We start from the raw sequence: 26,278 nt of genomic DNA on the forward strand, positions 1-26,278 counted from the left end.
CGGCCGCAGGGGTCGGATCGGCGGGGATCGCCACCGTGGCCCAGCCGTCGGAGCCGGTCGTGGCCGGGATCGGCGCAGCCGGGGCGGGCGCGGCGGTCGCCTCGACGGCGGCGCGCTCGGCCTCCGGGGCGGCGGCGCGAGGCTCGACGCGGGCGATGTACTTCACCCGCAGGCCGAGGACCTGCTGGATCGCCTGACGCAGGTACTCGCTGACTCCGGGCTGCCCGGCGGTTCCCGGCATCTTGAACGACTCGACGTCGTTCTGGCTCGGGAACGAGAGGGTCAGCACGTCGTCCTTGAGGGCGCGCACCTGGGCGGTGTAGGCCACCAGCCAGGCGGTCATCTTCGCCTTCTGCACGACCTCGAGGATCTCGGGCCAGGTGTCCTTCATCCGCTGGAGGGTGACCGCGCCGTCGGCGGGTGCGTCGCCCGCGGCCGCAGCGGGTGCAGCGGGCGCCGAGGCTGGGGCCGCCTCAGGGGACGCAGCGGCCTGATCCGACGGCTCCTGCTCGTCCGGCTCCGGACGAGCCGCCGCGGCGGTCGTCGCGCGGGGGCGTCCTGACTCGGCCGGCGCGGACTCGTCCACCTCCGGCGCGGCCGCCGTCTCGTCGGGCCCCTTCACCGGCGGCGCAGCGACCGGTGCGGACGCCGTCACCGGCGCCTCGGTGCGCGGAGCGGCCGCGATGGACTCGGGCACCGAGCCGGGGGCGGCGGCGTGCGAGGCGTGGTGGGGCTCGGGCGCACGGGACGGCTCGGGCGCACGGGACGGCTCGGACGCGCGCGACGCCTCGGACGACCGCGGGGCGGGCGCCGCGGACTCGCGCGGCGCGGCCACGTGCCGCGCGCGCTCCTCCTGGGCCGCAGCGGGCGCGATGCCGGCGCCGGTGCCGTGCACCAGGGTGCGGGCGATCATCAGCTCGAGGTGCAGGCGCGGCGAGGTCGCACCGGTCATCTCGGTGAGGGCCTCGTTGACCACGTCGGCGATGCGGGAGAGCTCGGCCAGGCCGAGCGCGCGCGACTGGCCGGCCATGCGGTCGAGCTCGTCCTGCGAGACGCCGCGGAGGACGGCCGAGGCCGCTCCCCCGGTCGCCGCGACGACGATCAGGTCGCGGAGCTTCTCGAGCAGGTCCTCGACGAAGCGGCGCGGGTCCTGCCCCGTCTGGATGACGCGGTCGACCGCTCCGAACGCCTCGGCGGAGTCGTGCTCGGCGAGCGCGTCGACCACCTCGTCGAGCAGGGCGCCGTGGGTGTAGCCGAGGAGGGCGACGGCCCGCTCGTACTCGACGGTCTCGGCCTCGGAGCCGGCCATCAGCTGGTCGAGCAGGGAGAGCGTGTCGCGGACGGACCCGCCGCCCGCGCGGACCACGAGCGGCAGCACGCCCGCCGCCACGTGCACGCCCTCGCGCTCGCAGAGCTCCTGCGTGTAGTCGAGCATCTGCGCCGGCGGGACGAGCCGGAACGGGTAGTGGTGCGTGCGCGAGCGGATCGTGCCGATGACCTTGTCCGGCTCCGTGGTCGCGAAGATGAACTTCACGTGCTCCGGCGGCTCCTCCACGATCTTGAGCAGCGCGTTGAAGCCCTGCGGCGTGACCATGTGCGCCTCGTCGAGGATGAAGATCTTGAAGCGGTCGCGCGCCGGGGCGAAGATGGCGCGCTCGCGCAGATCGCGCGCGTCGTCGACTCCGTTGTGGCTCGCCGCGTCGATCTCGACCACGTCGAGCGAGCCCTGGCCCTCGCGGCTGAGCTCGACGCAGCTGTCGCAGACGCCGCAGGGGGTGTCGGTCGGGCCCGTCGCGCAGTTGAGGCAGCGGGCGAGGATGCGCGCCGAGGTGGTCTTGCCGCAGCCGCGGGGGCCGCTGAAGAGGTAGGCGTGGTTGACGCGGTTGGTGCGGAGCGCCGTCATGAGCGGATCCGTCACCTGGGACTGGCCGATCATCTCGGCGAACGTCTCGGGCCGGTACCGGCGATACAGGGCTGCTACCACCCGTCAACAGTAGCCGCGACCTCCGACACCGGAGCCGGGACGGCGGAGACCGGAGCGCGCGTAGCCTCGGTCCCGTGCTCCCGCCGCCTCCGCTCCCCCGCTTCGACGCGGTCGTGCTCGCCGGCGGACGCGCTTCCCGCCTCGGCGGCGCGGTCAAGCCGCTCCTCCGGCACCGCGAGTCGACGCTCCTCGGCACCGCCCTCGCAGCCGTGCGCGGAGCCGAGCGGAGGATCGTGGCCGGACCGTCGTCGCTCGCACCGGCTGTCGACGGCGCCGAGCTCGTCCAGGAGGATCCGCCGTTCGGCGGCCCGGTCGCGGGCCTGGCCGCCGCGCTGCCCCTGCTCGACCGCCCGGGCGCTCCGGACTGGGTCGTCGTTCTCGCCGCCGATCTCGTCGCCCCCGCTCCCGCCGTGCACACGCTGCTCGAGGTCGCGTCGAACGCCGTCGAGGCCTCCCTCCTGGCCGTCGACGCGAGCGGCCGAGCCCAGCAGCTCCTCGGCGTGCACCGGCGAGCGGCCCTCGTCGAAGCGCTCACCGCGCTCGGCGATCCCGACGGCGCCTCGGTGCGCGCCCTCCTCCGGGACCTTCCCCCGCGGCTCGTGACGGTGCCCGGAGGGACGACCGACGACGTCGACGCGCCCGCCGACGCGCTCCGGCACGGGATCGACCTGCCGGGCCCGCGCGGCGCAGACTGAGCGGATGGACGACACGACCGGCCCCCGCCCCTCCGCCTCCGACGGCGCCCGCCCCACGGAGGAGGTGCTCGCCGGCTGGTGGGCCGAGCTGTGCTCCGCGCTCGGCCTCGGCGAGGTCCCGGTGGACCCGGACGCCCTGCTCGCCCTCGCCGGTCGCGCGGCGCACGGAGTGATCCGGCCGGCGGCTCCGCTGACCACGTTCCTCGCGGGCTACGCGGCGGGCCTGGCCGGGGGCGGCCGGGACGCGCTCGACGCGGCGCTCACGGCCTCGCACCGGGCGGTGGACGAGCGTACGCACGCCTCCTGAGACGCTACTCCACCGGCCTCGATCCGGCACCAGGCCGACGCCGTACGGTTCCCCCGAGTCCCGGTGCCGCGGCTCGGACCGAGAGCGGCGCAGGACTCCCGCGGCCGACTGCGCCGCGGTCGTCCATCTGAAGGAGCCCCGCATGTCAGGCAACAGAGCCGTCGCCTACAAGTCCCCCGGAGTCGTCGAGGTCATCGACATCGACTACCCCACCTTCGAGCTGAAGGACGGACCCGGCGTCAATCCGGCGAACATCGGGCGGAAGCTGCCGCACGGCGCCATCCTCCGCACCGTCTCCACCAACATCTGCGGCTCGGACCAGCACATGGTCCGCGGCCGCACCACCGCTCCGTCGGACCTCGTGCTCGGCCACGAGATCACCGGCGAGGTCGTGGAGGTCGGCCCCGACGTCGAGTTCGTCAAGGTCGGCGACATCGTGTCCGTGCCGTTCAACATCGCCTGCGGCCGCTGCCGCAACTGCAAGGAGCGCAAGACCGGCATCTGCCTCAACGTGAATCCGGACCGCCCGGGCAGCGCGTACGGCTACGTCGACATGGGCGGCTGGGTCGGCGGGCAGGCCGAGTACGTGATGGTCCCCTACGCCGACTGGAACCTCCTGGTGTTCCCGGACCGCGATCAGGCGCTCGAGAAGATCCTCGATCTGACGATGCTCTCGGACATCTTCCCGACGGGCTTCCACGGCGCGGTGACCGCCGGAGTCGGCGTCGGGTCCACGGTCTACGTCGCAGGAGCGGGACCGGTCGGACTCGCCGCGGCGGTCGGAGCGCAGCTGCTCGGAGCGGCCGTTGTGATCGTCGCGGACCTCAACGAGGAGCGTCTGGCGCAGGCGCGCTCCTTCGGCTGCGAGACGGTCGACGTCTCGAAGGGCGATCCGGCCGGCCAGATCGAGCAGATCCTCGGCGTGCCCGAGGTCGACTGCGGAGTGGACGCCGTCGGCTTCGAGGCGCACGGCAACGGCGCCGACTCGGGGAAGGAGGCGCCGGCGACGGTGCTGAACTCGCTGATGTCGATCACCGCGGCGGGCGGCGCCCTCGGCATCCCGGGCCTCTACGTCACGGGCGACCCGGGCGGAGTCGACGAGGCGGCCCAGGAGGGCTCGCTGTCGATCCGCCTCGGGCTCGGCTGGGCGAAGTCGCTGTCCTTCACCACGGGCCAGTGCCCTGTCATGAAGTACAACCGGCAGCTGATGATGGCGATCCTGCACGACCGGGTCCACATCGCCGACGCGGTCCAGGCCACCGCGATCAGCCTGGACGACGCTCCCCGCGGCTACGCCGACTTCGACAAGGGCGCCGCGAAGAAGTTCGTGCTGAACCCGAACGGCTACCTGGGATGACCGACGGGGCGGGTCCTGCCCAGGGCCCGCCCCGAGCCCCGGGAGAATGGACGGGATGAGCGCGCACTGGCACGAGGCGACCGACTGGGACGAGGCCAGGCGGATCGTCGGCGAAGCGGTGGCGCGCTCCGGCGTCTCGACCGTCCCCCTCCTCGACGCCCGCGGAGCCGTCCTCGACCGCGCCGTCACCGCCGCCCGGCCGCTCCCCCACTACGACTCCTCGGCCATGGACGGCTGGGCCGTGCGCGGACCCGGGCCCTGGCCGCTCGAGGACGGCACCGCCGCGCCGATCGTCACCGGAGCCGCCGTCCCCGACTGGAGCGACGCGGTGCTGCCGTCCGAGCAGGGCGCAGTCCGCGACGACCTGCTCACGGCGCGGGCGCCCCTCCCGCCCGGCCGCCACGTCCGGCGCGCGGGCGACGAGGCCGCCCGCGGGGCCGTGCTGGTCGGCGCCGGGACCCGCCTCACTCCCGCGCACCTCGCCCTGCTCGCGGTCGCCGGGATCGACGCGCTCGACGTCCGCCCGCCCGCCGCGGTCGACCTGCTCCTCACGGGGGACGAGGTCGACACCGAGGGGATGCCGCCCGCCGGACGGGTGCGCGACGCGTTCACGCCGCTGCTGCCCGCGCTGGTCGAGCTCTCGGGCGGAGCCGTGGGAGAGGTCGTGCGCCGCGGCGACGACGAGGACGCGATCGCCCGGACGCTGCTGGCGGGCACGGCGCCGATCCTCCTCACGACGGGCGGGACCGGGCGCTCCCGGGTGGACGCGGTCCGTCGCGCCCTCGATGCGGTGGGCGCGCGCGTCCTCGTCGACGGCGTCGGAATGCGCCCCGGCCACCCGACCATGGCTGCGCTGCTGCCGGGAGGGACGCTGGTGATCGCGCTGCCGGGCAACCCGCTCGCCGCCCTGCTCGCGGCGGTATCCTTCCTGCCGCCGGCCCTCGACGCGGCGTCCGGCGCCGCTGCCCGGCCCCTCGGCCGGGGCGTCCTCGCCGAGCCGCTCGGGCGCGCGGGGACCACGGTGCTCGTGCCCGTCTCCTCCGGCGAGGACGGCTGGCGGGCCTCCGCCGGCATCCGCTCGCACATGCTCACCGGTCTCGCCGCCTCGGAGGCCGTGGCCGTCGTGCCCGCACCGGGAGCGGCAGCGGGCGACTCGGTGCGCCTGCTGCCGCTGCCCTGGTGAGGCCTACGCCGCCGGTTCGAGGCGGATCACGACCGACTTCGAGGTCGGCGTGTTGCTGATCTTCGCGGTCGAGTCCAGCGGCACGAGGACGTTCGTCTCGGGGTAGTAGGCGGCCGCGCAGCCGCGGGGCGTGTCGTACGCCACGACGCGGAACGCCTCCGCCCGCCGCTCGACGCCGTCGGGCCACTCCGAGACCAGGTCGACCATCGCGCCGTCCGCGAAGCCCAGCTCGGCGACGTCGTCGGCGTGGACGAACACCACCCGGCGGCCGTCGTGGATCCCGCGGTAGCGGTCGTCCTTGCCGTAGATCGTGGTGTTGAACTGGTCGTGCGAGCGCAGCGTCTGCAGCAGCAGCCTGCCCTCCGGCACCCGCGGGTACTCGAGCGGATTCGCGGTGAAGCGGGCCAGACCGGAGGGCGTGTCGAAGCGGCGCGCGTCGCGCGGCGGGTGCGGGAGGACGAAGCCGCCGGGCACGTCGATCCGGGCGTCGAAGCCGTCGAAACCGGGGACGACGTTGGCGATGTGCGAGCGGATGCGGCGGTAGTCGTCGCGCAGTCCCGCCCAGTCGACCCGGGGGACGTTCTCGCGGCCCTCGAGCAGCCGCTCCGCGATCCCCGTGAGGATCGCCACCTCCGAGCGCAGGCCCGGGCTCGGCGGGCGCAGGCGGCCCCGGGAGGCGTGCACGGCGCTCATCGAGTCCTCGACCGTGACCCGCTGCTCGCCCGAGCGCTGCACGTCGGAGTCGGTGCGGCCGAGGGTGGGCAGGATCAGCGCGCGCCGGCCGGTGACCACGTGCGAGCGGTTGAGCTTGGTCGAGACGTGGACGGTGAGGGCGAGCGAGCGCATCGCCGCCTCCGTCACTCCGCTGTCGGGCGTCGCCCGGGCGAAGTTGCCGCCGAGCCCCATGAACACGCGGGCCTTCCCGTCGCGCATCGCCCGGATCGCGGCGACCGTGTCCGTCCCGTGCACGCGCGGGGAGGAGAAGGAGAACTCGCGGTCGAGCGCGTCGTGGAAGGAGTCCGGCATCCGCTCGAAGATGCCCATCGTGCGGTCGCCCTGCACGTTCGAGTGGCCGCGCACCGGGCAGACGCCCGCGCCGGGCTTGCCGATGTTGCCGGTGAGCAGGAGCACGTTGACGACGTCCTTGAGCGTCGCGACCGAGTGCGCGTGCTGCGTGAGGCCCATCGCCCAGCAGACGACGGTGCCCTCGGACGCCGCGATCAGCTCGGCGACGGTGCGGATGCGCGTCTCGTCGATCCCGCTCGCCCGCTCGATCTCGTCCCACTGGACCTCCCGCAGCCCGTGGAGGTACTCGGCGAGGCCGCCGGTGCTCTCGCGGATGAAGGCGTGGTCGAAGACGTCGCCGCGCGCCTCCTCCGCCTCGAGCAGCGCCTTGCCCAGACCCTGGAACAGGGCCTGGTCGCCGCCCAGCCGGACCTGGAGGAAGTGGTCGGCGAGGGCCGTGCCGTCGCCCAGGGTGCCGCGGACGGTCTGCGGGTTCTGGAAGCGGAGCAGCCCCGCCTCCGGCAGCGGATTCACGGCCACGATGGTGCCGCCGGCGCGCTTGGCGCGCTCCAGCGCGGTCAGCATCCGCGGGTGGTTCGTTCCGGGGTTCTGGCCGGCGACGATGATCAGCGGTGCCCGCTCCACGTCGCGCAGGCTCACCGAGCCCTTGCCGATCCCGATCGTCTCGGTGAGGGCGGATCCGCTGGACTCGTGGCACATGTTCGAGCAGTCGGGCAGATTGTTCGTGCCGAAGCCGCGGACCATCAGCTGGTAGACGAAGGCCGACTCGTTCGAGGTCCGGCCGGACGTGTAGAAGATCGCCTCGTCGGGGCTCGCGCAGGCTCGCAGCTCCTCGGCCACGAGGTCGAGCGCCTCGTCCCAGCCCACCGGCCGGTAGTGCGTGGCGCCCTCCTCGAGCAGCATCGGCTCCGTGAGCCGGCCCTGCTGGCCGAGCGCGAAGTCGTCCCACTCCTCCAGCTCAGCGACGGGGTGTGCGGCGAAGAAGGCCGATGTGACGGTGCGGAGCGTGGCCTCCTCGGCGACCGCCTTCGCTCCGTTCTCGCAGAACTCGGCGACGTGGCGCTTGTCGCCCTCCGGCCAGGCGCAGCCCGGGCAGTCGAATCCGGTCGTCTGGTTCACCCGCAGGAGCGTCTCGGCGCTGCGCACCGGGCCCATCTGCTTGAGCGAGATCTCGAGGGCGTGGGCGACGCCGGGGATCCCGACGGCGCGTCTCTTCGGCGACCGGACGGAGAGGCGGCTCTCGTCGATCGGACTCTCGCGGGGCTCGGCGTCATCGACCATTCCTGCATCGTACGTCCGCACCCCGGCATCGCTCCCGGTTCCCGGTGGGAGGATGACCTCCACCGCCTGAGGAGACCCATGAGCCGCAGTGTCGCCCGCACCCGCCTGACCGCCGTCCGCGCCGACGATCCGCCCCGCCGTCGCGAGGACGTCCTGGCCGTCGAGGAGCCGCTCGAGATCCGCGTCGGCGGACAGCGCTTCAGCGTGACCATGCGCACGCCCGGCGACGACTTCGACCTGGTCGCGGGATTCCTGGTGTCCGAGGGGGTGCTCACCGAGTCGGAGCAGCTCGCGGCGATGCGCTACTGCGCGAGCGGCTCCGGTCCGGGCGAGAACACGTACAACGTGGTCGACGCGAGCGTCCGCGGCGGGCGGGAGGCCGTGCTGCTCGAGCGCGAGCGGTCGGTGTACACGACGAGCTCGTGCGGAGTGTGCGGGCTCGCGTCGCTCGAGGCGGTCGCCACCGACTCGGCGTGGAGCGTCGCGGAGGACGACCTGCGGGTCGAGCGGGAGCTGCTGGTCTCGCTCCCCGATCGGCTCCGCGAGGCGCAGGCGGTGTTCGAGCGGACGGGCGGCGTCCACGCGGCCGGGCTGTTCGACGCGGACGGCTCGCTGCTGGTGCTCCGGGAGGACGTCGGGCGGCACAACGCCGTGGACAAGGTGGTCGGCTGGGGGGTCCGGGAGGGGCGGCTGCCGTTGCGGGGGACGCTGCTGCAGGTGTCGGGGCGCGCCTCGTTCGAGCTGGTGCAGAAGGCCGTGATGGCCGGCATCCCCCTGCTCGCCGCGGTCGGTGCCCCGTCGTCGCTGGCGGTGGACCTGGCTCGCGACTCCGGCCTCACCCTGATCGGCTTCAGCCGCGGCTCCGGCTTCAACCTCTACGCGGGCGACGCGCGGCTGCTGCCCTGAGCCGGGGCTCCTCGGCCGGCTCCTGCCGATGGAGCAGCCCGCGCAGCAGCCGCATCGAGATCTCCTCCCTCGCGCTCGGACTCGATACGCCGCGTCCCTCGGCTACTCGACCAGCAGGAGGGCCCAGTATTCGGCAGAGGGCCGCGACCCGGAATCGCGTGCGAGCGATTCAGGGCAGCCCGACAGGACCCGCTCCACGGGAGCCACCACCCCCGGAAGCCAGCCGCGAGTCGTGTCGCGGCTCCGCCGCTACACGACCGACAAGGACTGCCGGGCGATCTCCAGCTCCTCGTTCGTGGGGATCACGAGGACGGCGACGCGGGAGTCGTCGGTGGAGATGCGGCGGGCGCCGCGGTCGGAGGACGTGTTGCGCTCGGGGTCGAGCTCGATGCCCAGGCCCTCGAGGCCGCGGAGGGCGCCGGCTCGGACGGCGGCGACGTTCTCGCCGACTCCGGCCGTGAACACCACGGCGTCGACGCGGCCCAGCTGGGCGTAGAAGGCGCCGATGTAGTGGCGGAGGCGGTGGTAGTAGACCTCGAGTCCGGCGCGGGCCCGCTCGTCGCCGGCCTCGGCCGCCTCCTGGACGTCGCGCATGTCGCCGCGACCCGTGAGGCCGAGGAGCCCGCTGCGGCGGTTGAGGAGGGTGTCGAGCTCGTCGATCGAGAGGCCCGCCTTGCGGGCGAGGTGGAAGACGACGGCCGGGTCGAGGTCGCCGGAGCGGGTGCCCATCACCAGGCCCTCGAGCGGGGTCATGCCCATCGAGGTCTCGACGGAGACGCCGCCGTCGACGGCGCAGGCGGACGCTCCGTTGCCCAGGTGCAGGACGATCGTCTTCAGGTCGGAGCGGCGGCGGCCGAGGTAGGCGGCGGCGGCCTCCGAGACGAACTTGTGCGAGGTGCCGTGGAAGCCGTAGCGGCGGACGCGGTGCTTCTCGGCGAGCTCGGCGGGCAGCGCGTAGGTCGACGCCTCGGCCGGGATCGTGTGGTGGAAGGCGGTGTCGAAGACGGCGACGTGCGGGACGTCCGGGAAGGCCTTCTGCGCCGCCTCGATGCCCTCGAGGTTGGCGGGGTTGTGCAGCGGGGCGAGGTCGGCGAGGTCCTCGATGTTGATCTTGACCAGGTCGGTGACCACGGTGGGCTCGAAGAAGCGCTTGCCGCCGTGCACGACGCGGTGGCCCACGGCGACGGGAGGGAACTCGTCGAGGCTCGGGCCGTTCTCGCCGAACGCGCGGATCATCGCGTCGAAGCCGGCGGTGTGGTCGGGGATCGGCCCCTCGATCTCGAAGGACTCCCCGTCGCGGGTGTGCTTCGTGCGGCCGGTGTCCTCGCCGATCCGCTCGACGAGGCCGCTGGCGAGGGTCTCCTCGGTGGTCATCTCGATGAGCTGGTACTTGAACGACGACGATCCGCTGTTGACGACGAGGACGACGGACATGAGGGGACTCCTGGGGTGATCGGGGTCGGAGGGGCGGCGGCGGGGTCGCCGCTAGCGCACCACGGGGATGGCGGCGGTGGGCGGGACGATGGCCTGGATGGCCGTGATCGCGACGGTGTTGACGATGTCCTGCACGAGCGCGCCGCGCGAGAGGTCGTTGACCGGCTTGCGCAGACCCTGGAGGACCGGTCCGATGGCGACGGCGCCGGCCGAGCGCTGCACGGCCTTGTAGGTGTTGTTGCCCGTGTTGAGGTCGGGGAAGATGAACACCGTCGCGCGCCCGGCGACCTGGGAGCCGGGCATCTTCGAGGCCGCGACCGCCGCGTCGGCCGCCGCGTCGTACTGGATCGGGCCCTCGACGAGCAGGTCGGGCCGGCGCTCGCGCACCAGAGCCGTCGCCGCGCGGACCTTCTCGACGTCGGCGCCGGCTCCGCTCTCGCCCGTGGAGTAGGAGAGCATCGCGATGCGGGGGTCGATCCCGAACTGCTGGGCGGTCTCGGCGGACGAGATCGCGATGTCGGCGAGCTGCGCCTCGGTGGGGTCGGGGTTCACCGCGCAGTCGCCGTAGACCAGCACGCGGTCGGCGAGCGCCATCAGGAACACGCTCGAGACGACGGAGACGCCCGGGCTCGTCTTGATGATCTCGAAGCCGGGGCGGATGGTGTGCGCGGTCGTGTGCGCGGCTCCCGAGACCATCCCGTCGGCCAGGCCGAGCTGCACCATCATCGTGCCGAAGTAGGAGACGTCCGTGACGGTGTCGTAGGCGTGGTCGTAGGTGATGCCCTTGTGCGCGCGGATGCGGGCGTACTCCTCGGCGAAGCGCGCACGGTGCTCGGGGTCGAGGGTGCTCAGCACGCGCGCGCCGTCGAGGTCGAGGCCGAGGCCCGCCGCACGGGCGCGGATCTCGGCCTCCTCGCCGAGGATCGTGAGCCGGGCGATGCCGCGCTTGAGCACGGTCGCGGCGGCGCGGAGGATCCGGTCGTCGCCGCCCTCGGGCAGGACGATGTGGCGGCCGGCGATGCGCGCGCGCTCGATCAGCCCGTACTCGAACATCAGCGGCGTGACGACCTCGGACCGGCCGACGTCGAGGAGGGTGAGCAGCTCGACCGCGTCGACCGCCTCCTGGAAGAGGGCGAGGGAGGTGTCGCGCTTGCGCGGGGAGTCGGCCGCCAGGCGGCCGCGGGCCGCGGTGACGCGGACGGCGGTGTCGTAGGTGCCGAGCTCGGTCATCACGATCGGCACGCGGCTGTCGACGCCCTCGATCAGCCGGACGATCGGCTCCGGCAGCTCGAAGCCGCCGTTGAGGATGATGCCGGTGACGGTGGGGAACGTGCCGGAGGCGTACGCCATGATCACGGCGAGGACGACCTCGGGCCGGTCTCCGGGGACGATCACGACGCCGCCCTCGGTGAGCCGCGGCAGGACGTTGACCATGGACATGCCGGCGATCACCACGCCGAGCGCCTCGCGGCCGAGCAGCTCCGGATCGCCCGCGACGACGACGCCGTCGACCGCCTCGACCAGGCGGGACAGGCTCGGAGCGACGAGGAACGGATCCTCGCGGATCGCCCAGACCGGGACGGTGGCGGGGATGCTCTCGCGGATCGCGGCGACGGCGTCGGCGGCGGTGTCGGGATCGGCGCGGTTCGCGATCACTCCGATGAGGCTCGCGTGGGCCGTGCGGAGCTCGACCGAGGCGAGCTCCGTGATCTGGCGCATCTCCTCAGGCGTGCGCGCGGGCGCCTGGCCCAGCTGCTCGCTGCGGGACGAGTCACGGCCGGTGAGGACGAGCAGGACCGGAGCGCCGAGGTTGGCGGCGATGCGGGCGTTGTAGCCGAGCTCGGTGGGGCTGCCGACGTCCGTGTAATCGGAGCCGAGGATGACGACGGCGTCGCACCGGGCCTCGACGCCCTTGTACCTCTCGACGATCCGCGAGAGCGCCGCCTCACCGTCGGCGTGGACGTCCTCGTAGGTGACGCCGATGCAGTCCTCGTAGGCGAGGCCCGAGTCGGAGTGGCCGAGCAGCATCTCGAGCACGTAGTCCGGCTCGGAGGTGGAGCGGGCGATCGGGCGGAAGACGCCGACCCGCTGCACCTGGCTGCTGAGCGCATCGAGGACGCCGAGGGCGACCGTGGACTTGCCCGAATGACCTTCGGCGGACGAGATGTAGATGCTTTGAACCATCGGATCCAGCCTACCGAGGGGGTCCCTCCGCCTGGCTGAGTAGAGGCCAGGGATGGGAGGGCGTGCATGGCGCGCGGCTGTGGAGGAGCGTCCGCAGTCGGTAGGGCCTCGTAGCGGCTGTGCGGCGGTCCATCGGCGGAGCAGGCGGGCCGGTTAACGGAAGAAGACCCCCCGCGCACCCGCCAGAGCCCGGTTACCCTTGCTGCGTTTCCGCCCTGGGGGAGTTGGCCTGGATGGCGCCACGCGGGGAGCCGGGTGACAGTCTAACCGACGACGGCGGCCGAGGAGAGCGGGGCGTGTCGGGGTCGTGGTCAGCGGGAGCCTCCGACACCGGCTAGTATCGATGAGTCGCGGCTCAGGTCGTGCCAGGAGGATTCGCCTAGTGGCCTATGGCGCACGCTTGGAAAGCGTGTTGGGTGAAAGCCCTCGGGGGTTCGAATCCCCCATCCTCCGCGAACGGTGTCCGTTGCTCTCGCCAGCACGGGCACCGTTTTGTTTAACCGGTGCGGCCGATCGTCGGAGCCCGGTCGACCGGTGAAGGCGTCGATCGGAGCGGCCCACTCACGCAGCGCCGGGTTCGCCCTGCCGGGGCACACCCGGCTGCAGCCGACGACGTCGCGCCGAGCAGGCGCCGCCGATCGTTCGGCGCGCGCCGGGCGTGCGGGATCAGCCGTAGAGGTGGTTCGTCCGCGCGCAGGAGTCGGAGCAGAAAGCGCCACGGCGGGCGACGAGCGGGGCCGAGCAGGCGGCGCAGACGGGGCGGAAGAAGAGTTCGGCTATGGATCGCGACATGGTCCGACCGTAGGTGCCGGTCCCGGATCGTGCCCGTCGCCATCCGTATTACGACAACGCGGACGACAGGGCGGCGATACGGACCCCCCGGCGACGCCGGCCGTCAGTCGGCGATGCGCTCGAGCCATTCGTCGAGCAGGAGCCGCTCCCCCGCGCTGAGGGGCTCGATCTGCGGCAGCGCCGTCCGCAGGGCGACGGCGTGCGCGACGACCGCACGGGCGGCGGGATCGGTGGGGCCCGCCTCCGCCGTGGTGATCGCCGCGAGGACGGACTCGCGCGAGCGGGACGAGAGCTCGTCGTCGGGGTCGGCGAGGGCGGTCAGCGTGAGGGTGCAGCCGAGCGCGGCCGACTGGAGCAGGCGGGAGGCCCGCTCGACGTCGACGGTGAGGCGGCCGGCTTCGGCGACGGCCCGGACCGCGTCGAGGAGGACGCCGCGGGACAGGCGCGCCGCCTCCGACTCCTCCCCCGGCCGCGCGGTGAACATCAGCGCGTAGAGGTGCGGTTCGGCGAGTCCGAAGGCGACGTGGTGATCCCAGGCGGCACGGAGCGCGTCGACCGGGTCGGCCGGCGCCTCGCTCCGCTCGAAGTCGGCGAGGGCCGTGGCGAATCCGGCTGCCGCGGCCGAGTCGAGCAGCCCGCGCAGGTCGCCGAACGTCCGGTAGATCGTGGGGGCCTGCACCCCCGCCGCCGCGCTGATCGCCCGCGTCGACACCGCGTCCCGCCCGCCGTCCGCCAGCAGCTCGACCGTCGCTCGGAGGATCCGCTCCCGCGTCGTCCCGCTCTCACTCATGCTACCGACGCTAACACGCTTCCGTTAGCGCCTCGTCTCCCCGAGCGGCCCGGGTCGCGTCAGCGCCGTCGGGCGGTCCCGAAGATCCCGCGGACCACCTCGCGCAGCAGCGTCCTGCCGGCGCTCGAGCCCAGCACCTCCTCGACGACCGTCTTGTCGCGGCGGGTGGTGCGGGTCCCGCGGGAGGTCGGTGCCGTGCGCCGTCGGGAGCGCTCGGCGGCCTGGTCGGCGGCGCGCTCGGCGGCGGCCCGCTCCTTCGCGCGGCGGGCGGCGTCCGCGGTCTCCTCCTTGGCGCGACGCGCGTCCTCCTTCGCGCGGCGAGCGTCGTCGGCGGCCTGCTGCTCGGCGGCGGCGCGGGCCTCCTCGGCGTCGGCGGCGGCGTCGAGCCGGCGGGTGAGGATCTCGCGGGCGGAGTCGCGGTCGAGGGGCGTGCCGTAGCGCGCGAGGAGCGGGGACCTCTGGACGCTCGCCTCGCGGTCGGCCTCGGGGGTGGGCTTCATCGAGCCGAGCGGGGCGCGGAGACGCGTCCAGGCGACCGGGGTCGGGGCGCCGCGCTCGTTCATGACCGTCACGATCGCCTCGCCGATGGGGAGCGCCTGGAGGACCTCACCGAGGTCGTAGTCGCTCTCGGGGTAGGTCGAGACGGTGGCGCGGAGGGCCTTGGCATCGTCCGGCGTGTGCGCGCGGAGCTGGTGCTGCACGCGGGAGCCGAGCTGGGCGAGGACGTCGCCCGGCACGTCCTTCGGGGTCTGCGTGACGAAGACGATGCCGACGCCCTTGGAGCGGATGAGGCGCACGGTCTGGGTGATCGCGGCGAGGAAGTCCTTCGACGCGTCGCGGAAGAGCAGGTGCGCCTCGTCGAAGAAGAACACCAGCTTCGGCTTGTCGAGGTCGCCGACCTCCGGCAGGTCGTTGAAGAGGTCGGCGAGCAGCCACATCAGGAAGGTGGAGAACAGAGCCGGTCGGTCGGCGACTCCGGGGACCTCGAGGAGGCTGACGACGCCGCGCCCGTCGGCGGCGAGGCGGAGGAACTCGGCCGTGTCGATCTCGGGCTCGCCGAAGAACACGTCGGCGCCCTGGTCGGCGAACGCGATCAGCTCGCGGAGGATCACGCCGGCGGTCGCCTTGGACAGCCCGCCGAGCTCGGCGAGCTCCGCCTTGCCCTCGTCGCCGACGAGGTAGGTGAGCACGGCGCGGAGGTCGGACAGGTCGACGAGCGGGAGACCGGCGCTCTCGGCGTAGTGGAAGACGAGACCGAGGCTCGACTCCTGCGTGTGGTTGAGGCCGAGCACCTTCGCGAGCAGCAGCGCGCCGAATCCCGTCACGGTGGCGCGGACGGGGACGCCGGTGCCGATGCCGCCGAGCGCGAAGTACTCGGCGGGGGCCGCCTCCGCCCGCCAGTCCTGGCCGATGCCGCGGGTGCGGGCGAGCAGCGCGTCGGTCGCGGTGCCCGGAGTGGCGAGGCCGGAGAGGTCGCCCTTGATGTCCGCGGCGAAGACGGGGACGCCGTGGGCCGAGAGCTGCTCGGCGAGGACCTGCAGCGTCTTCGTCTTGCCGGTGCCGGTCGCGCCGACGACGAGGCCGTGCCGGTTGAGCATGCCGAGCGGGATGCGGACGGGCACGTCGATCCGCGCGTCGCCGTTGACGAGGGCGCCGAGCTCGAGGGCCGGGCCGGTGAACGCGTACCCGGCGCGCACGGCGTCGACGGCGCTCTCGGGGAGCGGACCGGGGGCCGGGGCGGGCGCCGAGGGGGTGGGCGGAGCATCTGCATCCGGAGCGATCGGACCGGAAGCGACGGCGTCCGGAGCGACGGCGTCCGGAGCGACGGGAGCAGCGGACTGCTCCGCTCCGCTCCCCGACGCCGCCACCAGCCGCACGTCGTCCGCGACGGCCTCCGCCTCCTCCGGGCCGGCCGCCGCGTTCAGCGCCGCGGCCGCCGCCTCCGCTCGCATCAGGGCCTCGGCGGCCTCCGCCTGCAGTCGGCGGGCGGCCTCCAGGGCCGCGCGCGCCTCGTCCCTCGCCGAGGCGAGCCCGTCGTCGTCACTCATGGGCTCAGCCTAGGTCGGCGGCGCCGGTCAGTCCTCGCGGACGTGCCAGGACTGTCCGTACCCGCCGTCGGCCTCGGGGCGGGCCATCAGCTCGAGGAACGGGTCGGCGCTGAACGCCTCCGGCCCGAGCACTCCGGCGCCGGTCCACACGCCGGTCGCGAGGAGCTCGAGCGCGACCACCGGGTTGAGCGCCGTCTGCCAGACCACGCACTGGGTGCCGTACTCGGCCATCGTCCACTCGTTGTCGCTCACGTGGTAGAGGTACACCTCGCGGCGGGCGCCGTCCTTCGTGCCCGAGACGAAGAGGCCGGCGCAGGTCCTGCCCGTCATCCGCGGGCCGATGCCGGCGGGGTCGGGCAGGGCGGCGGCGACGACGTCGCGCGGCGAGACCTCGACGGGACCGCCGGCCGAGCGGACCCGCAGGGGCTCGGTGCTGTCCAGGCCGAGGAGGTGGAGGGTGCGCAGGACGCCGATGAACTGCTCGCCGAGGCCGTACTTGAAGGTGACCTTCTTGGCGTCGAGCCAGCGCGGCATCAGCAGCACCTCCTCGTGCTCGACGTTCACGCACTCGACCGGGCCGATGCCCTCGGGGAACTCGAACACCTCCGGCTCCGAGAAGGGGGCGGTGGTGTACCAGCCGCGGTCGCGCTCGAACACCACCGGCGGGTTCAAGCACTCCTCGATCGTGGTCCAGATGGAGAAGGACGGAGCGAAGATCTCGCGGCCGTCCGCGCCGTGCACGACGAGGTTCGCTCCGTCCCGCACTCCGAGCTCGTCGATCTCGTCGAAGAGGTGGTCGGAGGCGTAGCGGGCGAAGACGTCGGAGAGTCCCGGCTCCACGCCCATGCCCACCAGGGCGAGGCGGCCGCGGGAGGACCACTCCTCCGCCGCGGCGAACTGCTCGTCGCCGAGCTTGAGCCCCGTCAGCTCGTGGGGCCGCTCGGGGTGCGGGAGCGAGAGGCTCATCGCCATGTCGAGGTAGTCGGCCTCGGCGGCGAGCGCTCCGGCGAAGATCGTCGGGACGAAGCGCGGCTCGACGGCGTTCATCACGTGGGTCGCCCCGTGCGCGCGGGCGACGGTCTCGACGTTCTCGGCGTCGGAGGCGTCGATCCGCGCGGCGACGAAGCGGTCGTCTGCACCGTGCCGCTCCGCGATCCAGGCGACCGTGCGCTCGGCGCGAGCGAGGTCGTAGTCGCAGACGATGATCTGCTCGAAGAAGGAGCGGCGCGCGGCGATCTTCGCGAAGGCGTCGCCGACGCCGCCGGCGCCGACCAGGAGGATTCTCATGGGGACACCGTAGCGACGGATCGCGTCGTCCACCATGCCGAGCACCGACGGAATCGGAGCGGAGCGCGCCTTCCGGCCACCGGATCCGTCATAGGGCGGCCCGCTCCCCCCGCTCGAGCAGGCGGAGGAAGCCGGAGAGGTGCCCGAGGCCGGTCAGCGAGGTCGGGAGCGACGCGGCGAGCGCCGGCGAGTGCACCAGGTACGCCGCCCACTTCGCCCGCGAGACCGCGACGTTCAGGCGGTTGGGCAGGAGGAGGAACTCCATCCCGCGCGGGACGTCGGCCCCGGAGGACGCGGCGAGCGACACGATGGCGACCACCGCCTCCCTGCCCTGGAAGAGGTCGACCGTGCCGACCGGGGTCTCCTCGAGGCCCGCGGCGTCGAGGGCGGTGCGGAGGAGCCCGCCCTGAGCGTTGTAGGGCGCGACGACGATGACGTCGGCCGCGGTCAGCGTCCGCTCGCCGTGCTCGTCGGTCCAGGCGCGGCCGACGAGGGAGAGGGCGATCTCGACGACGCGCCTCGCCTCGTCCGGCGAGGAGGTGGTGTCGCCCGCGTGCTCGACCGGGACGGAGTGCACGCCCGGCTCGACCCCCTCCAGGTGGCGCACCTGCGGCGCCCGCGACCGCAGCGCGCCCTCGTAGGACAGCTCGGAGACGGCGTCGGAGAGCGCCGGGTGCATCCGGTGGGTCTGCGCGAGGAAGTAGCCGTACTCGGGCGGGAGGACGTCGTGCCCGTCGGCGAGCCAGCCGAGCGCCGACTCGTCGACCGGCTCCGGGTGCGCGCCCTGGCTCACCTGGGGCAGCTGCTGCGGATCGCCGAGCAGGAGCAGCCGCTGGGCGGAGACGGCCGACGCGATCGTCGGGGCGAGCGAGAACTGCCCGGCCTCGTCGACCACCAGGAGGTCGAGCGAGCGGCGCGGCACGGTGACCGGATTCGCGAAGGTCCAGGCGGTGCCGCCGATGACGCAGCCGCCGCCCTCCTCGAGGACCGCGGTGAGTGCCGCCGCGTTCTTCACCGGCGCCCAGGGCGTCGCCTCGAGCGCCTCGGGCGGCGTGCCGTTCTTGGGCACCTTCGCTACGCGGGAGGGATCGACGCCGCGGCCGACGACGGCGCTCAGCACGTTCTCGACCACCGAGTGCGACTGGCCGACCACGCCGATGCGCCAGCCGTGCTCGTTCACCAGCCGTGCGATCACGTGGGAGCCGACGTAGGTCTTGCCGGTGCCGGGCGGACCCTGCACGGCGAGGGTCGCCCGGTCGAGTCCGAGCAGAGTGGTGACGACCGCGCCGATCACGTCGTCGCCCTGCACAGGAGCGACGGCTCCCGGCGGCACGCGGCGGAGGACGTCGAGCGCCGGGTCGGCCAGCATCGCGGGCAGCGCGTCGAGGACCTCGCCGCCCCACTCCGCGATCGCCTCGGGCTGGGGCGCGGCGCGCGGCGGCGGCGCGGGGGCGAGGGCGACCGGAGCGTCGTCGTGCGGATCCTCCCCCGCCTTCAGGCCCTCCTTGAGGAGCAGGACGATCCGCTCCCCGTCGTCGTCGACCGCGAGGATCTCGGAGCGCTCGGAGGCGCCGCGCAGACCGGGACCGGGCGAGGGCGCACCAGGGGGCGCCGGGGCCTCGTAGACCAGGTACGGCGACGAGCCGGTGCCGAGCCGGCTGCCGGGAGCGAGCCGGCCGAGGATCCGCAGCTCGCGCGACTGCGTGCGGGCGCGCGGGAGCTTCGCCCAGTCGCGGACGACCTCGACCCGGTCGATCATCACGACGTCGCGGGTGTCCGCCCACTCGTCCAGCGGCTGCCGGAGGCGGTCGAAGTGCTCCTGCCAGAAGGTCTTGGCCTCGCGGCGGTGGTAGTCGATCGCCGCGCCGGCGAGGGCGAGCGCGGTCTGGTCGGCGGTGCGCTCCCGCGGCTCGATCCCCTCGACCTGCGCCAGCAGGGCGACCGCGACCGGGTGCGGCTCGCGGGGCACGGGGATCTCGACCTCGAGCAGCGGCGGCAGCTCCTCGCGCGGCGGAGCGAGCTCCAGGAGCCAGTCGCGCAGGCGGAGCGTGGAGCGGCAGTCGTAGGCGTTGTACTCGGCGACGAGGTCGAGCCCGCGCTGCCCCTCGACAGGATCGGCCCTCTGTGCGGCGCGCGCCTCCACGTACATCTCGATGCTGTCGGCGGCGTTCGTGACGCCGGACGCATCGCGCTCCTCCTCGCCCATGTAGAGCGGCTCCAGCTTCTTGAGCGAGTAGCTGCGCGAGCCCACGCGGAGCGCCCGCCGCACCACCGGGTACAGGTCGACCAGGACGCCGTCGCGCAGGAGCGCGTCGACCTCCTCCTCGCCGACCCCGTGGCGGAGCGCGAGCGAGAGCAGGTGGCTGCGCTCGTAGGAGGCGTAGTGGTAGACGTGCATCCGGGGGTGCTCGGCCCGGCGCGCCCGCAGGAGCGCGAGGAAGTCGAGGAGCGCCCGGCGCTCGGCCGCGAGGTCGTGCGCCCAGAGCGCGGTGAAGCGCTCCTGGTCGTCGACCATGCCGAAGAGGTAGTCGAGGCCCCACTCGCGGTTGTCCTCGGTGTAGAGCGGGTCGCCCTCGAAGTCGAAGAAGAGGTCGCCCGGATCGGGCGCGGGCAGCCCGGCGAGCACGGAGGCGTCGATCACCTCGACGGCCGGCACCGGCGAGGACTCCGACCGCAGCTGCAGCCGCGCCTGGGCGCGCAGGCCCTCGAGCGTGCCCGCGCCCAGCCCGGCGACTGGGCCGTCGTGCTCGGCGAGCGCGTCGAGGGTGAGGACGCCGGCCGCTGTCAGCTTCGCCCGCTGGTCGAGCCGCATCCCGGCGACGAGGATCGGATCGCGGTGCGCCTGGACCTCGGGCGCGCAGACCGAGCAGCGTCCGCAGGAGGGGTAGCGCGGATCGCCCCACGCCAGCGGCTCGTCGGCGGCGAGGCGCTCGTCGAGCACGGCGCGGAGCCGGGCGCGCTGCACCCGCTGGACCGGGGCGACGACGGCCAGCTCGTGGCTGGTGACGGAGCCGTCGCCGAGCACGAGGTGCACCTGCTCCCCCACGCGGACGCCGCGCGCCTGCATCTGCTCGGCGTAGGCGGCGAGCTGCAGCAGCGCCGGGATCTTCGCGTGCCGGGCGAGCTTGGTGTCGTAGACCTCGTAGGCGCCGTCGGCGGTGCGGAGGAGGAAGTCCGAGAAGCCCAGGAACTCGCCGTCGAAGAAGGTGGCCTGGTAGAGCACGTCGACCCCGGCGCGCATCGCCTCGACGGCCGCCTCGGCCGCCGCGGGGTAGCCGGAGGGCGCGGGGCGCTCGAACTCGACCACCTCGTGCGTGCGCTTCAGCTCGGCGAGGAAGCGGTGCTCGTGCTCGTCGCCGAGCACCGCGGTGCGCTCGAGCATCCCGTCCCTCTCGGCCTCGAGGCGCGGGGCGCGGCCCAGCAGGGCGTCGAACCGGCGGAGGACCGCCCACTCGCAGGCCGCCCAGTTCGACAGGTCGGTGGGGCTCGTGACCACGCGGCCGGACTCCAGGTACACGCGACTCCTTCCGCGACCACCGGGCGGCGATCGGCTCCAGGCTAGGGCGCCCCTCCGACACTCGTGCGGCCGCGGCCACCACCCGCACCGCTCCGGCTCCGCGTGGCAGGCTGGGCCGATGACCCGCGCGCGCTTCGAGATCATCCCGGCCGACGACATCGGCGAGCGCGCCGCGCGAGCGTTCCCGGACCCCTCCGCGGTGACGCTGACCGTGACGAGCCTGCCGAAGCACGGGACCGAGCGGACCGTGGACTGCGCGGTCGCGCTGGCCGGGCGCGGGTTCCGCGTGGTGCCCCACCTGGCGGCGCGGAACGTCGAGGGCCGCGCCGCACTCGAGCGGGTCCTCGGGCGGATGGGCGAGGCGGGGATCGACGAGGCGTTCGTGATCTCGGGCGACGCGTCCTCGGCGGCCGGCACCTACTCCACGAGCCTCGAGCTCATCCGCGACGCCCGCGAGATCTCACCCGGGCTGGCCCTGGACATCGCAGGCTACCCCGAGGGCCACCCGCACCTCTCCGACGAGAGCATCGAGCGGCACCTGCGCGAGCGCGCTCCGTTCATCCGCTCGATCGTCACGCAGATGTGCTTCGACGTGGACGCGGTGGTCCGCTACGCCGATCGGCTGCGCGAGACGGGGATCACGGCCGATCTGTGGGCGGGCGTGCCGGGGCCGGTCGAGCGCTCGCGGCTGCTGACGCTGGGCGCACGGATCGGAGTGGGCTCCTCGCTCGGCTTCCTGAAGCGGAGCACCTCGGTGGCCGGCGGGCTCCTCCGCGGACGCCGCTTCGACCCGTCCGCGTTCGTCACGCGCCTGGAAGCGGCGGCGGGCGACCGCCTCGCGGGCCTGCACGTGTACACCTTCAACGAGCTCGACTCCCTCGCCGCCTTCGGCTGATCGGCGAGCCTCCGCGCTCCTCGGGCGACGATCCTCAGGGCCTCGAAGCCCTCACGCGGAGGGCGCTGCGCCGGTCAGGTGGTGCGGCGGATCCAGATCGGCGGGTGCGGGAGCTCGGCCTCGGTGCGCAGGCGGCCGGCGAGCGGAGCCCAGACCACGAGCGCCACGCCGATCCCGAGCAGCAGGCCGCCGACGGTGTCGCTCAGCCAGTGGGCGCCGAGGTAGGTGCGGCTCGCCATCATCGCCACGGTGTAGAGGAAGCCCGCGATCCAGACCCACAGCAGCGGGAACACCAGGGCCAGCACCATCGCCGTCGTCGCCGCGTTGGCTGTGTGGCCGGACGGGAAGGAGCCGTAGTCGCTGGTGACGAGCATGTCGGCCGGGCGGGCGCGTCCCACCAGCTCCTTGACGAGCTGGGTGGCGCCCACGCTGACCAGCGCGGCGATCGCGTAGTAGAGCGCGGCCCACCGCCTGCGGAACACCAGCAGCACGGCGACGATGCCGAGCGGGATGAGCGTCGTGCCGACGAGCCCCGCTCCGACCGTGTTCATGACGAGGGCCGGGATGTCCCAGACCGGCGAGCGGTGCTCGACGATCTCGTCCATCCACTCCACGTCGAAGCGGAAGGCCGAGGTGGGGCGGAAGGCGATCAGCACGGCGAGGAGCACCGTGAGCAGGATCGCGAGCGACGCGGAGATCAGCGGCCAGCGGCGGGAGACCCGGTGGGCCGCCTCCTTCGTCAGCAGCCGGGCGGCGACGTCGTCGGACGGCACCTGCTCGCGCATCCGCGCACGCTGGACGGCGTCGGGGCGCGCGATTCCGGGCTCGGTCGACAGGCGGTCGTCGCGGTGATCCATCCGGACATGATGCCGTCACCCGGCGTTCCCCCGCTGGGGGTTGCGGGACGGCTCGGCCGACCGCACGGAAGCCCGGCGTCCGTGCGCCGGGTTCGTGGCACGGTTCGACCGGCCGTGCGGATGCCCGGCCTTCCCCCGCGGGGGTCTCGCGGCGCGGCTCAGCCGGCCGCGCGGGCCAGGCGGGCGGCGCGGAGGGCGTCGAGCCGGGTCGGCTCGGAGGAGCGGGCGAGGAGCCGCGCGGCGACGGCGCTCACGCGGGAGTCGTCCGAGGCGGAGGCCCGCTCGAGGGCGGCGGCCGCGTCGGGACCGGTGATCGAGCCGAGCGCCATCACGGCCGAGACCGCGAGCGCGGAGTCGTCGCTGCCGGCGGCCCCGTCCAGCGCGTCGACGGCAGGACGCGCATCGTCGCCCAGGTAGCCGAGTGCGGCAGCGGCGTGACGCCGGACCGGCGCGGACCCCTCGCGGAGGGCCTGCTCCAGACCGGGGACGGCCGCGGCGCCGAAGGAGGCGAGGACGTCGGTGAGCACGTTCTGCGCCTCCGCGTCGTCGTCGCCGAGCAGGCCGAGCAGGACCGGCAGCGCGCGCTCGTCGCCGAGGCGGCCCAGCGCGAAGCGGGCCTTCGCAGCAACGGCGGGCTCGGAGTCGGCGGCCAGCGGGGCGATGTCGTCGAGCGTCGCCGGGTCGAGGATCTTGCTGAGCACGTGCAGCGCCTGCGTGCGCACTCGGGGCTCGCGGCCGAGCGCCTCGCGGGCGACGGGGACGGCGGCGGAGCCGAGGCGGCCGAGCGACCAGGTGAGCACGTCGCGGACGAAGAAGTCCGGCTCCTCCCACAGGTGCGCGGCGAGGGGCTCGGCGGTGGCGGGCTCGGCGAGCTCGCCCAGGGTCATCGCCGCACGGAGGCGGACGTCGCGGTCGGGGTCGGAGAGCTCGGCGAGCAGGGCGGAGGAGTCGCGGGAGGACATGGGAGGGGACTGTAGCAGCGGCGCTCGGGAGCGGATCCAGCGAGGGCCCGAACACCCGGGAGGAGCTGCAGGAGCGGGGCGTGCCGGACCGCTGGGACCCGGAGCCGAGCGCTCAGTCCTGCAGCGCCGGAACGCTCCTCGGCCGGACGATCAGCCAGAGCGCCAGGATCGAGACGGTCGCCGTCGCCATCATCACCAGGGCCATCGGCACGGCCGAGCCGGCGCCGAAGACCCCCGAGATCGGCGACAGCAGTCCGGCGGTGCCGAAGTTGACCGCTCCGAGCAGCGACGCGGCCGTCCCCGCCTCCCGGCCGTGGTTGACCAGGCCGAGGACCTGCACGCACGGGAAGCTGAAGCCGCAGGACGCGATGAAGAACCACAGCGGGACGAGCGTGCCCCAGAGCCCCAGCCCGAGCACGTCGAAGAGGGCGATCAGGCCGGCGGAGGTGAACAGCGTCAGCGTCGTGATCGCGAGGATCCACTGCGGCCCGATCCTCCGGCTGAGGTAGGAGGACGCCTGCACGCCGAGGACGACGCCGAGCGAGTTCACGGCGAAGAGCAGCCCGTACTGCTGCGCGTCGAATCCGTAGAGGCCCTGGAACAGGAACGAGGAGCTGGAGAGGTAGGTGAACAGGCCGGCGAACGTCATGCCCCCGATCACCGCCACTCCGAGGAACACACGGTCGCTGAGGACGGCCCGGTAGCGCTGCACGAGCGAGCGGTGCTCGCGCTCGTGTCGGGCGGCGCGGGGCCGGGTCTCGACGACGAGCACGCCGACGGCCGCGACGACCAGCACGCCGTAGGCGGCGAGGAAGACGAAGATCCCGCGCCAGTCCATGATCAGCAGCAGCTGCGAGCCGATGACCGGCGCGAGCACGGGCGCGAGGCCCGACACCAGGGCGAGCCGGGACAGCATCCGCACCAGCGGGCGGCCGCCGAAGAGGTCGCGGACCATCGCCATCGCGACCACGCCGCCCGCCGCCGCGCCGGCCCCCATCAGGAAGCGGAAGACGCCGAGGGTGACGATCTCGGGGGCGAGCGCCGCGCCGACGCAGGCCAGCACGTGCAGCGAGGTGGCCAGGAGGATCGGCAGGCGCCGGCCGACCGCGTCGCTCCAGGGGCCCACGACCAGCTGGCCGAGCGCGAAGCCGAGGGTCGTGCCGGTGAGGGTCAGCTGGACCGCCGCCTCCGACACGTTCAGCTCGCTCTGCAGCGCGGGGAACGCCGGCAGGTAGAGGTCGATCGTGAACGGCCCGAGGGCGGTCAGCGAGCCGAGGACGATCACGTAGACGAGGCGCTGGCGGGCCGTCAGGGCGTCGCCCGGGTGGCGGTGCACGGGGAGGGAGCCGGTCGGAGTCGAGGCGGGAGTGGACACGGAGTGCCTTCCTGCGCAGGGCGCAGCGGGGTGGGAGGGAATGAGGGGGGCGGCCGGTGTCGTCCTCGGCGCGGGAGCGGACCTCGTCGGCTCCACGCCGCTCGGTCGAATCAATTCGATCACGTGTCGGACAGTGGCGCTACCCCTCGGCCCGCCGTCGGGTCAGACCGGGTGGAGCGGAGTGCCGAGCGGGTCGGCGAGCAGGCGCTCGAAGGCGAGCTCGGCTGCGCCCAGCATGAGCAGATCGGCGCCGAGCTCGGTCCGCACGATGCGCACGGAGTCGAGCGCGACCCGGAAGGGGCCGCCGCGGCCCAGGCGCTCCTCCAGGAACCCCGGCGCGACTCCGATCAACGCCCCGAGGAAGCCGCCCAGCACCACGAGCTGCGGGTTGAACACGTTGATCACGTTGCGCAGGGCGACCGCGAGGTGCCCGAGCTGGCGCTCGACCTCGGCGCGGACGGCCGGGTCCTCGGAGGCGGCGAGCGCCTCCTCCAGCCGCTCGCTCTCGTCGAGGCCGAGCACGGTGAGCAGCTCGGCGCGGCCGACCTCGGTCTCGAGGCAGCCGACGGCGCCGCAGTGGCAGTCGATGCCCGCGCTGTTGACGAGGGTGTGGCCGATCTCCCCCGCGTAGCCGTCGATGCCGTGCAGAGGCGCGCCGCCGACGATGACGCCGGCGCCCACTCCGCTCGCGCCGCCGTTGAGGTAGACGAGGTGCGAGACGTCGCGGCCGGCGCCGAGGACGCTCTCGGCGAGCGCACCGAGGTTGGCGTCGTTCGCCGAGAGGACGGGCAGGCCGGTCGCGTCCGCGAGCATGCGGGAGAAGGGCTCGTCGTCCCAGCCGAGGTGCGGGCCGACCCGGACGAGGCCGTCGGCGTCGCGGACGAGGCCGGGCACCGCGACGCCGATGCCGACCGTCCGCGTCTCCTCGGGCAGCTCGGCCAGCAGCTCGGCGACCGCCTCGGCCGCCAGACGCGCGGCGGCCTCGGCGGTGGGGACGGAGGCGGAGCGGCGGATGCGGCGGCGGACGACGGCGTCGACGCCGACCACGGCGACCGTGACGGCGTCGATCTCGGGGTTCACGGCGAGCGCGACGACTCCGGGATCGGCCTCGACGACGGGGCTCGGCCGGCCGACCTGGTTCGGCGTGGCGGGCTCGCGCTCGCGCACGATGCCGAGCTCCACCAGCTCGCCGACCAGTGCCGCGATCGTGGAGCGGTTGAGGCCGGTCAGGCGGGTCAGCTGCGAGCGGGAGCGGGGGCCGCCGCGGTGCACGAGGCGGAGGATCGCCGAGAGGTTGTGCCGCCTGACGCGGTCGAGGTTGTTGCCGCGCGTCGCGTGGTCGGGCATCGACTGCCACTGCGGCGCCGTCGGCTGCCTCGAGACCGAGGTCGGCCGCGC

The 26,278-nt window shown here is 74.0% G+C and carries 19 protein-coding genes, 1 tRNA gene and 1 other RNA gene; 7 read left to right on the forward strand and 14 right to left on the reverse strand.

All coding sequences use genetic code 11. From position 1 onward, the window contains the following. A partial coding sequence (locus tag C5C10_RS15305) for a DNA polymerase III subunit gamma and tau (RefSeq protein WP_104329704.1) occupies nt 1-1,984 on the reverse strand: 1,984 nt, incomplete at its 3' end. Between the two features lie 74 nt (nt 1,985-2,058). On the opposite strand from C5C10_RS15305, the gene C5C10_RS15310 reads away from it, so the two are divergent. The 4 genes from C5C10_RS15310 (at nt 2,059) to C5C10_RS15325 (ending at nt 5,526) form a co-directional block, all read left to right on the forward strand. Beyond that, nucleotides 2,059-2,679, forward strand: coding sequence for a molybdenum cofactor guanylyltransferase (locus C5C10_RS15310; RefSeq protein WP_258060617.1), 621 nt, complete (start codon nt 2,059-2,061; stop codon nt 2,677-2,679). A 4-nt stretch (nt 2,680-2,683) separates the two neighbouring features. Next, a complete protein-coding gene (locus C5C10_RS15315) occupies nt 2,684-2,986 on the forward strand; it encodes a DUF6457 domain-containing protein (RefSeq protein ID WP_104329694.1) in 303 nt (100 codons plus the stop codon). 142 nt (nt 2,987-3,128) lie between these two features. Further along, nucleotides 3,129-4,343 (forward strand): formaldehyde dehydrogenase, glutathione-independent, encoded by a 1,215-nt coding sequence (gene fdhA, locus C5C10_RS15320; RefSeq protein WP_104225123.1) that lies wholly within the window; start codon nt 3,129-3,131, stop codon nt 4,341-4,343. A gap of 55 nt (nt 4,344-4,398) precedes the next feature. Next, a complete protein-coding gene (locus C5C10_RS15325) occupies nt 4,399-5,526 on the forward strand; it encodes a molybdopterin molybdotransferase MoeA (RefSeq protein WP_181073484.1) in 1,128 nt (375 codons plus the stop codon). Nucleotides 5,527-5,529: 3 nt separating this feature from the next. On the opposite strand, the gene C5C10_RS15330 is transcribed toward C5C10_RS15325, so the two are convergent. Further along, nucleotides 5,530-7,833 carry an FdhF/YdeP family oxidoreductase gene (locus C5C10_RS15330; RefSeq protein WP_104329696.1) on the reverse strand — a complete coding sequence of 768 codons (2,304 nt, stop codon included), beginning with the start codon at nt 7,831-7,833 and terminating at the stop codon, nt 5,530-5,532. A 78-nt stretch (nt 7,834-7,911) separates the two neighbouring features. Between C5C10_RS15330 and fdhD the strand changes: the two genes are divergently transcribed. Further along, nucleotides 7,912-8,739 carry a formate dehydrogenase accessory sulfurtransferase FdhD gene (gene fdhD, locus C5C10_RS15335; RefSeq protein WP_104329697.1) on the forward strand — a complete coding sequence of 276 codons (828 nt, stop codon included), beginning with the start codon at nt 7,912-7,914 and terminating at the stop codon, nt 8,737-8,739. A gap of 249 nt (nt 8,740-8,988) precedes the next feature. Here fdhD and C5C10_RS15340 read toward each other — a convergent pair whose 3' ends face one another. From C5C10_RS15340 to ffs, 3 genes are all read right to left on the reverse strand, one after another. After that, a complete protein-coding gene (locus C5C10_RS15340) occupies nt 8,989-10,173 on the reverse strand; it encodes an acetate/propionate family kinase (protein WP_104329698.1) in 1,185 nt (394 codons plus the stop codon). 51 nt (nt 10,174-10,224) lie between these two features. Continuing rightward, nucleotides 10,225-12,357, reverse strand: a complete 2,133-nt coding sequence (pta, locus tag C5C10_RS15345) for a phosphate acetyltransferase (RefSeq protein WP_104329699.1) — start codon at nt 12,355-12,357, stop codon at nt 10,225-10,227. 159 nt (nt 12,358-12,516) lie between these two features. After that, nucleotides 12,517-12,613: signal recognition particle sRNA small type (gene ffs, locus C5C10_RS15350), an RNA gene on the reverse strand. A 112-nt stretch (nt 12,614-12,725) separates the two neighbouring features. Between ffs and C5C10_RS15355 the strand changes: the two genes are divergently transcribed. Continuing rightward, a tRNA-Ser gene (locus tag C5C10_RS15355) sits at nt 12,726-12,810 on the forward strand. A gap of 213 nt (nt 12,811-13,023) precedes the next feature. Here C5C10_RS15355 and C5C10_RS18300 read toward each other — a convergent pair. From C5C10_RS18300 to C5C10_RS15375, 5 genes are all read right to left on the reverse strand, one after another. Next, nucleotides 13,024-13,149 carry a hypothetical protein gene (locus C5C10_RS18300; RefSeq protein WP_258060618.1) on the reverse strand — a complete coding sequence of 42 codons (126 nt, stop codon included), beginning with the start codon at nt 13,147-13,149 and terminating at the stop codon, nt 13,024-13,026. Between the two features lie 103 nt (nt 13,150-13,252). Next, on the reverse strand, nt 13,253-13,939 hold the full coding sequence (locus C5C10_RS15360) for a TetR/AcrR family transcriptional regulator (protein ID WP_104227474.1): 687 nt from the start codon (nt 13,937-13,939) through the stop codon (nt 13,253-13,255). Between the two features lie 59 nt (nt 13,940-13,998). Beyond that, nucleotides 13,999-15,987, reverse strand: a complete 1,989-nt coding sequence (locus C5C10_RS15365) for a helicase HerA-like domain-containing protein (RefSeq protein ID WP_104329700.1) — start codon at nt 15,985-15,987, stop codon at nt 13,999-14,001. A 27-nt stretch (nt 15,988-16,014) separates the two neighbouring features. Next, nucleotides 16,015-17,274: a saccharopine dehydrogenase family protein gene (locus C5C10_RS15370; RefSeq protein WP_104329706.1), complete on the reverse strand. Its 1,260-nt coding sequence runs from the start codon at nt 17,272-17,274 to the stop codon at nt 16,015-16,017. 88 nt (nt 17,275-17,362) lie between these two features. Continuing rightward, entirely contained in the window at nt 17,363-20,791 is a 3,429-nt protein-coding gene (locus C5C10_RS15375) for a bifunctional RecB family nuclease/DEAD/DEAH box helicase (protein WP_104329701.1), read from the reverse strand. A 118-nt stretch (nt 20,792-20,909) separates the two neighbouring features. Between C5C10_RS15375 and C5C10_RS15380 the strand changes: the two genes are divergently transcribed. Continuing rightward, complete coding sequence (locus C5C10_RS15380) at nt 20,910-21,686, forward strand: methylenetetrahydrofolate reductase (protein WP_104329702.1); 777 nt, start codon at nt 20,910-20,912, stop codon at nt 21,684-21,686. Nucleotides 21,687-21,760: 74 nt separating this feature from the next. On the opposite strand, the gene C5C10_RS15385 is transcribed toward C5C10_RS15380, so the two are convergent. From C5C10_RS15385 to C5C10_RS15400, 4 genes are all read right to left on the reverse strand, one after another. Continuing rightward, a complete protein-coding gene (locus tag C5C10_RS15385; protein ID WP_244229597.1) occupies nt 21,761-22,543 on the reverse strand; it encodes a phosphatase PAP2 family protein in 783 nt (260 codons plus the stop codon). 158 nt (nt 22,544-22,701) lie between these two features. Further along, nucleotides 22,702-23,505: a HEAT repeat domain-containing protein gene (locus C5C10_RS15390; RefSeq protein ID WP_104234526.1), complete on the reverse strand. Its 804-nt coding sequence runs from the start codon at nt 23,503-23,505 to the stop codon at nt 22,702-22,704. 112 nt (nt 23,506-23,617) lie between these two features. Next, on the reverse strand, nt 23,618-24,880 hold the full coding sequence (locus C5C10_RS15395; protein ID WP_258060619.1) for a multidrug effflux MFS transporter: 1,263 nt from the start codon (nt 24,878-24,880) through the stop codon (nt 23,618-23,620). Nucleotides 24,881-25,042: 162 nt separating this feature from the next. Further along, a complete protein-coding gene (locus tag C5C10_RS15400) occupies nt 25,043-26,227 on the reverse strand; it encodes an ROK family transcriptional regulator (RefSeq protein WP_104227455.1) in 1,185 nt (394 codons plus the stop codon). Nucleotides 26,228-26,278 lie beyond the last annotated feature (51 nt).

The sequence above is a fragment of the Rathayibacter sp. AY1A3 genome, from assembly GCF_002930975.1.
GTDB lineage: Bacteria > Actinomycetota > Actinomycetes > Actinomycetales > Microbacteriaceae > Rathayibacter.

Excerpts from the sequence above, each read along its gene's own strand:
- C5C10_RS15380 (WP_104329702.1), top strand. The coding sequence starts at position 20,910 with ATGACCCGCGCGCGCTTCGAGATCATCCCGGCCGACGACATCGGCGAG.
- C5C10_RS15330 (WP_104329696.1), bottom strand. The coding sequence starts at position 7,833 with ATGGTCGATGACGCCGAGCCCCGCGAGAGTCCGATCGACGAGAGCCGC.
- C5C10_RS15360 (WP_104227474.1), bottom strand. The coding sequence starts at position 13,939 with ATGAGTGAGAGCGGGACGACGCGGGAGCGGATCCTCCGAGCGACGGTC.
- C5C10_RS15370 (WP_104329706.1), bottom strand. The coding sequence starts at position 17,274 with ATGAGAATCCTCCTGGTCGGCGCCGGCGGCGTCGGCGACGCCTTCGCG.
- fdhA (WP_104225123.1), top strand. The coding sequence starts at position 3,129 with ATGTCAGGCAACAGAGCCGTCGCCTACAAGTCCCCCGGAGTCGTCGAG.
- pta (WP_104329699.1), bottom strand. The coding sequence starts at position 12,357 with ATGGTTCAAAGCATCTACATCTCGTCCGCCGAAGGTCATTCGGGCAAG.
- C5C10_RS15400 (WP_104227455.1), bottom strand. The coding sequence starts at position 26,227 with ATGCCCGACCACGCGACGCGCGGCAACAACCTCGACCGCGTCAGGCGG.
- C5C10_RS15315 (WP_104329694.1), top strand. The coding sequence starts at position 2,684 with ATGGACGACACGACCGGCCCCCGCCCCTCCGCCTCCGACGGCGCCCGC.
- C5C10_RS15340 (WP_104329698.1), bottom strand. The coding sequence starts at position 10,173 with ATGTCCGTCGTCCTCGTCGTCAACAGCGGATCGTCGTCGTTCAAGTAC.
- fdhD (WP_104329697.1), top strand. The coding sequence starts at position 7,912 with ATGAGCCGCAGTGTCGCCCGCACCCGCCTGACCGCCGTCCGCGCCGAC.
- C5C10_RS15365 (WP_104329700.1), bottom strand. The coding sequence starts at position 15,987 with ATGAGTGACGACGACGGGCTCGCCTCGGCGAGGGACGAGGCGCGCGCG.
- C5C10_RS15385 (WP_244229597.1), bottom strand. The coding sequence starts at position 22,543 with ATGGATCACCGCGACGACCGCCTGTCGACCGAGCCCGGAATCGCGCGC.
- C5C10_RS15390 (WP_104234526.1), bottom strand. The coding sequence starts at position 23,505 with ATGTCCTCCCGCGACTCCTCCGCCCTGCTCGCCGAGCTCTCCGACCCC.
- C5C10_RS18300 (WP_258060618.1), bottom strand. The coding sequence starts at position 13,149 with ATGTCGCGATCCATAGCCGAACTCTTCTTCCGCCCCGTCTGCGCCGCC.
- C5C10_RS15325 (WP_181073484.1), top strand. The coding sequence starts at position 4,399 with ATGAGCGCGCACTGGCACGAGGCGACCGACTGGGACGAGGCCAGGCGG.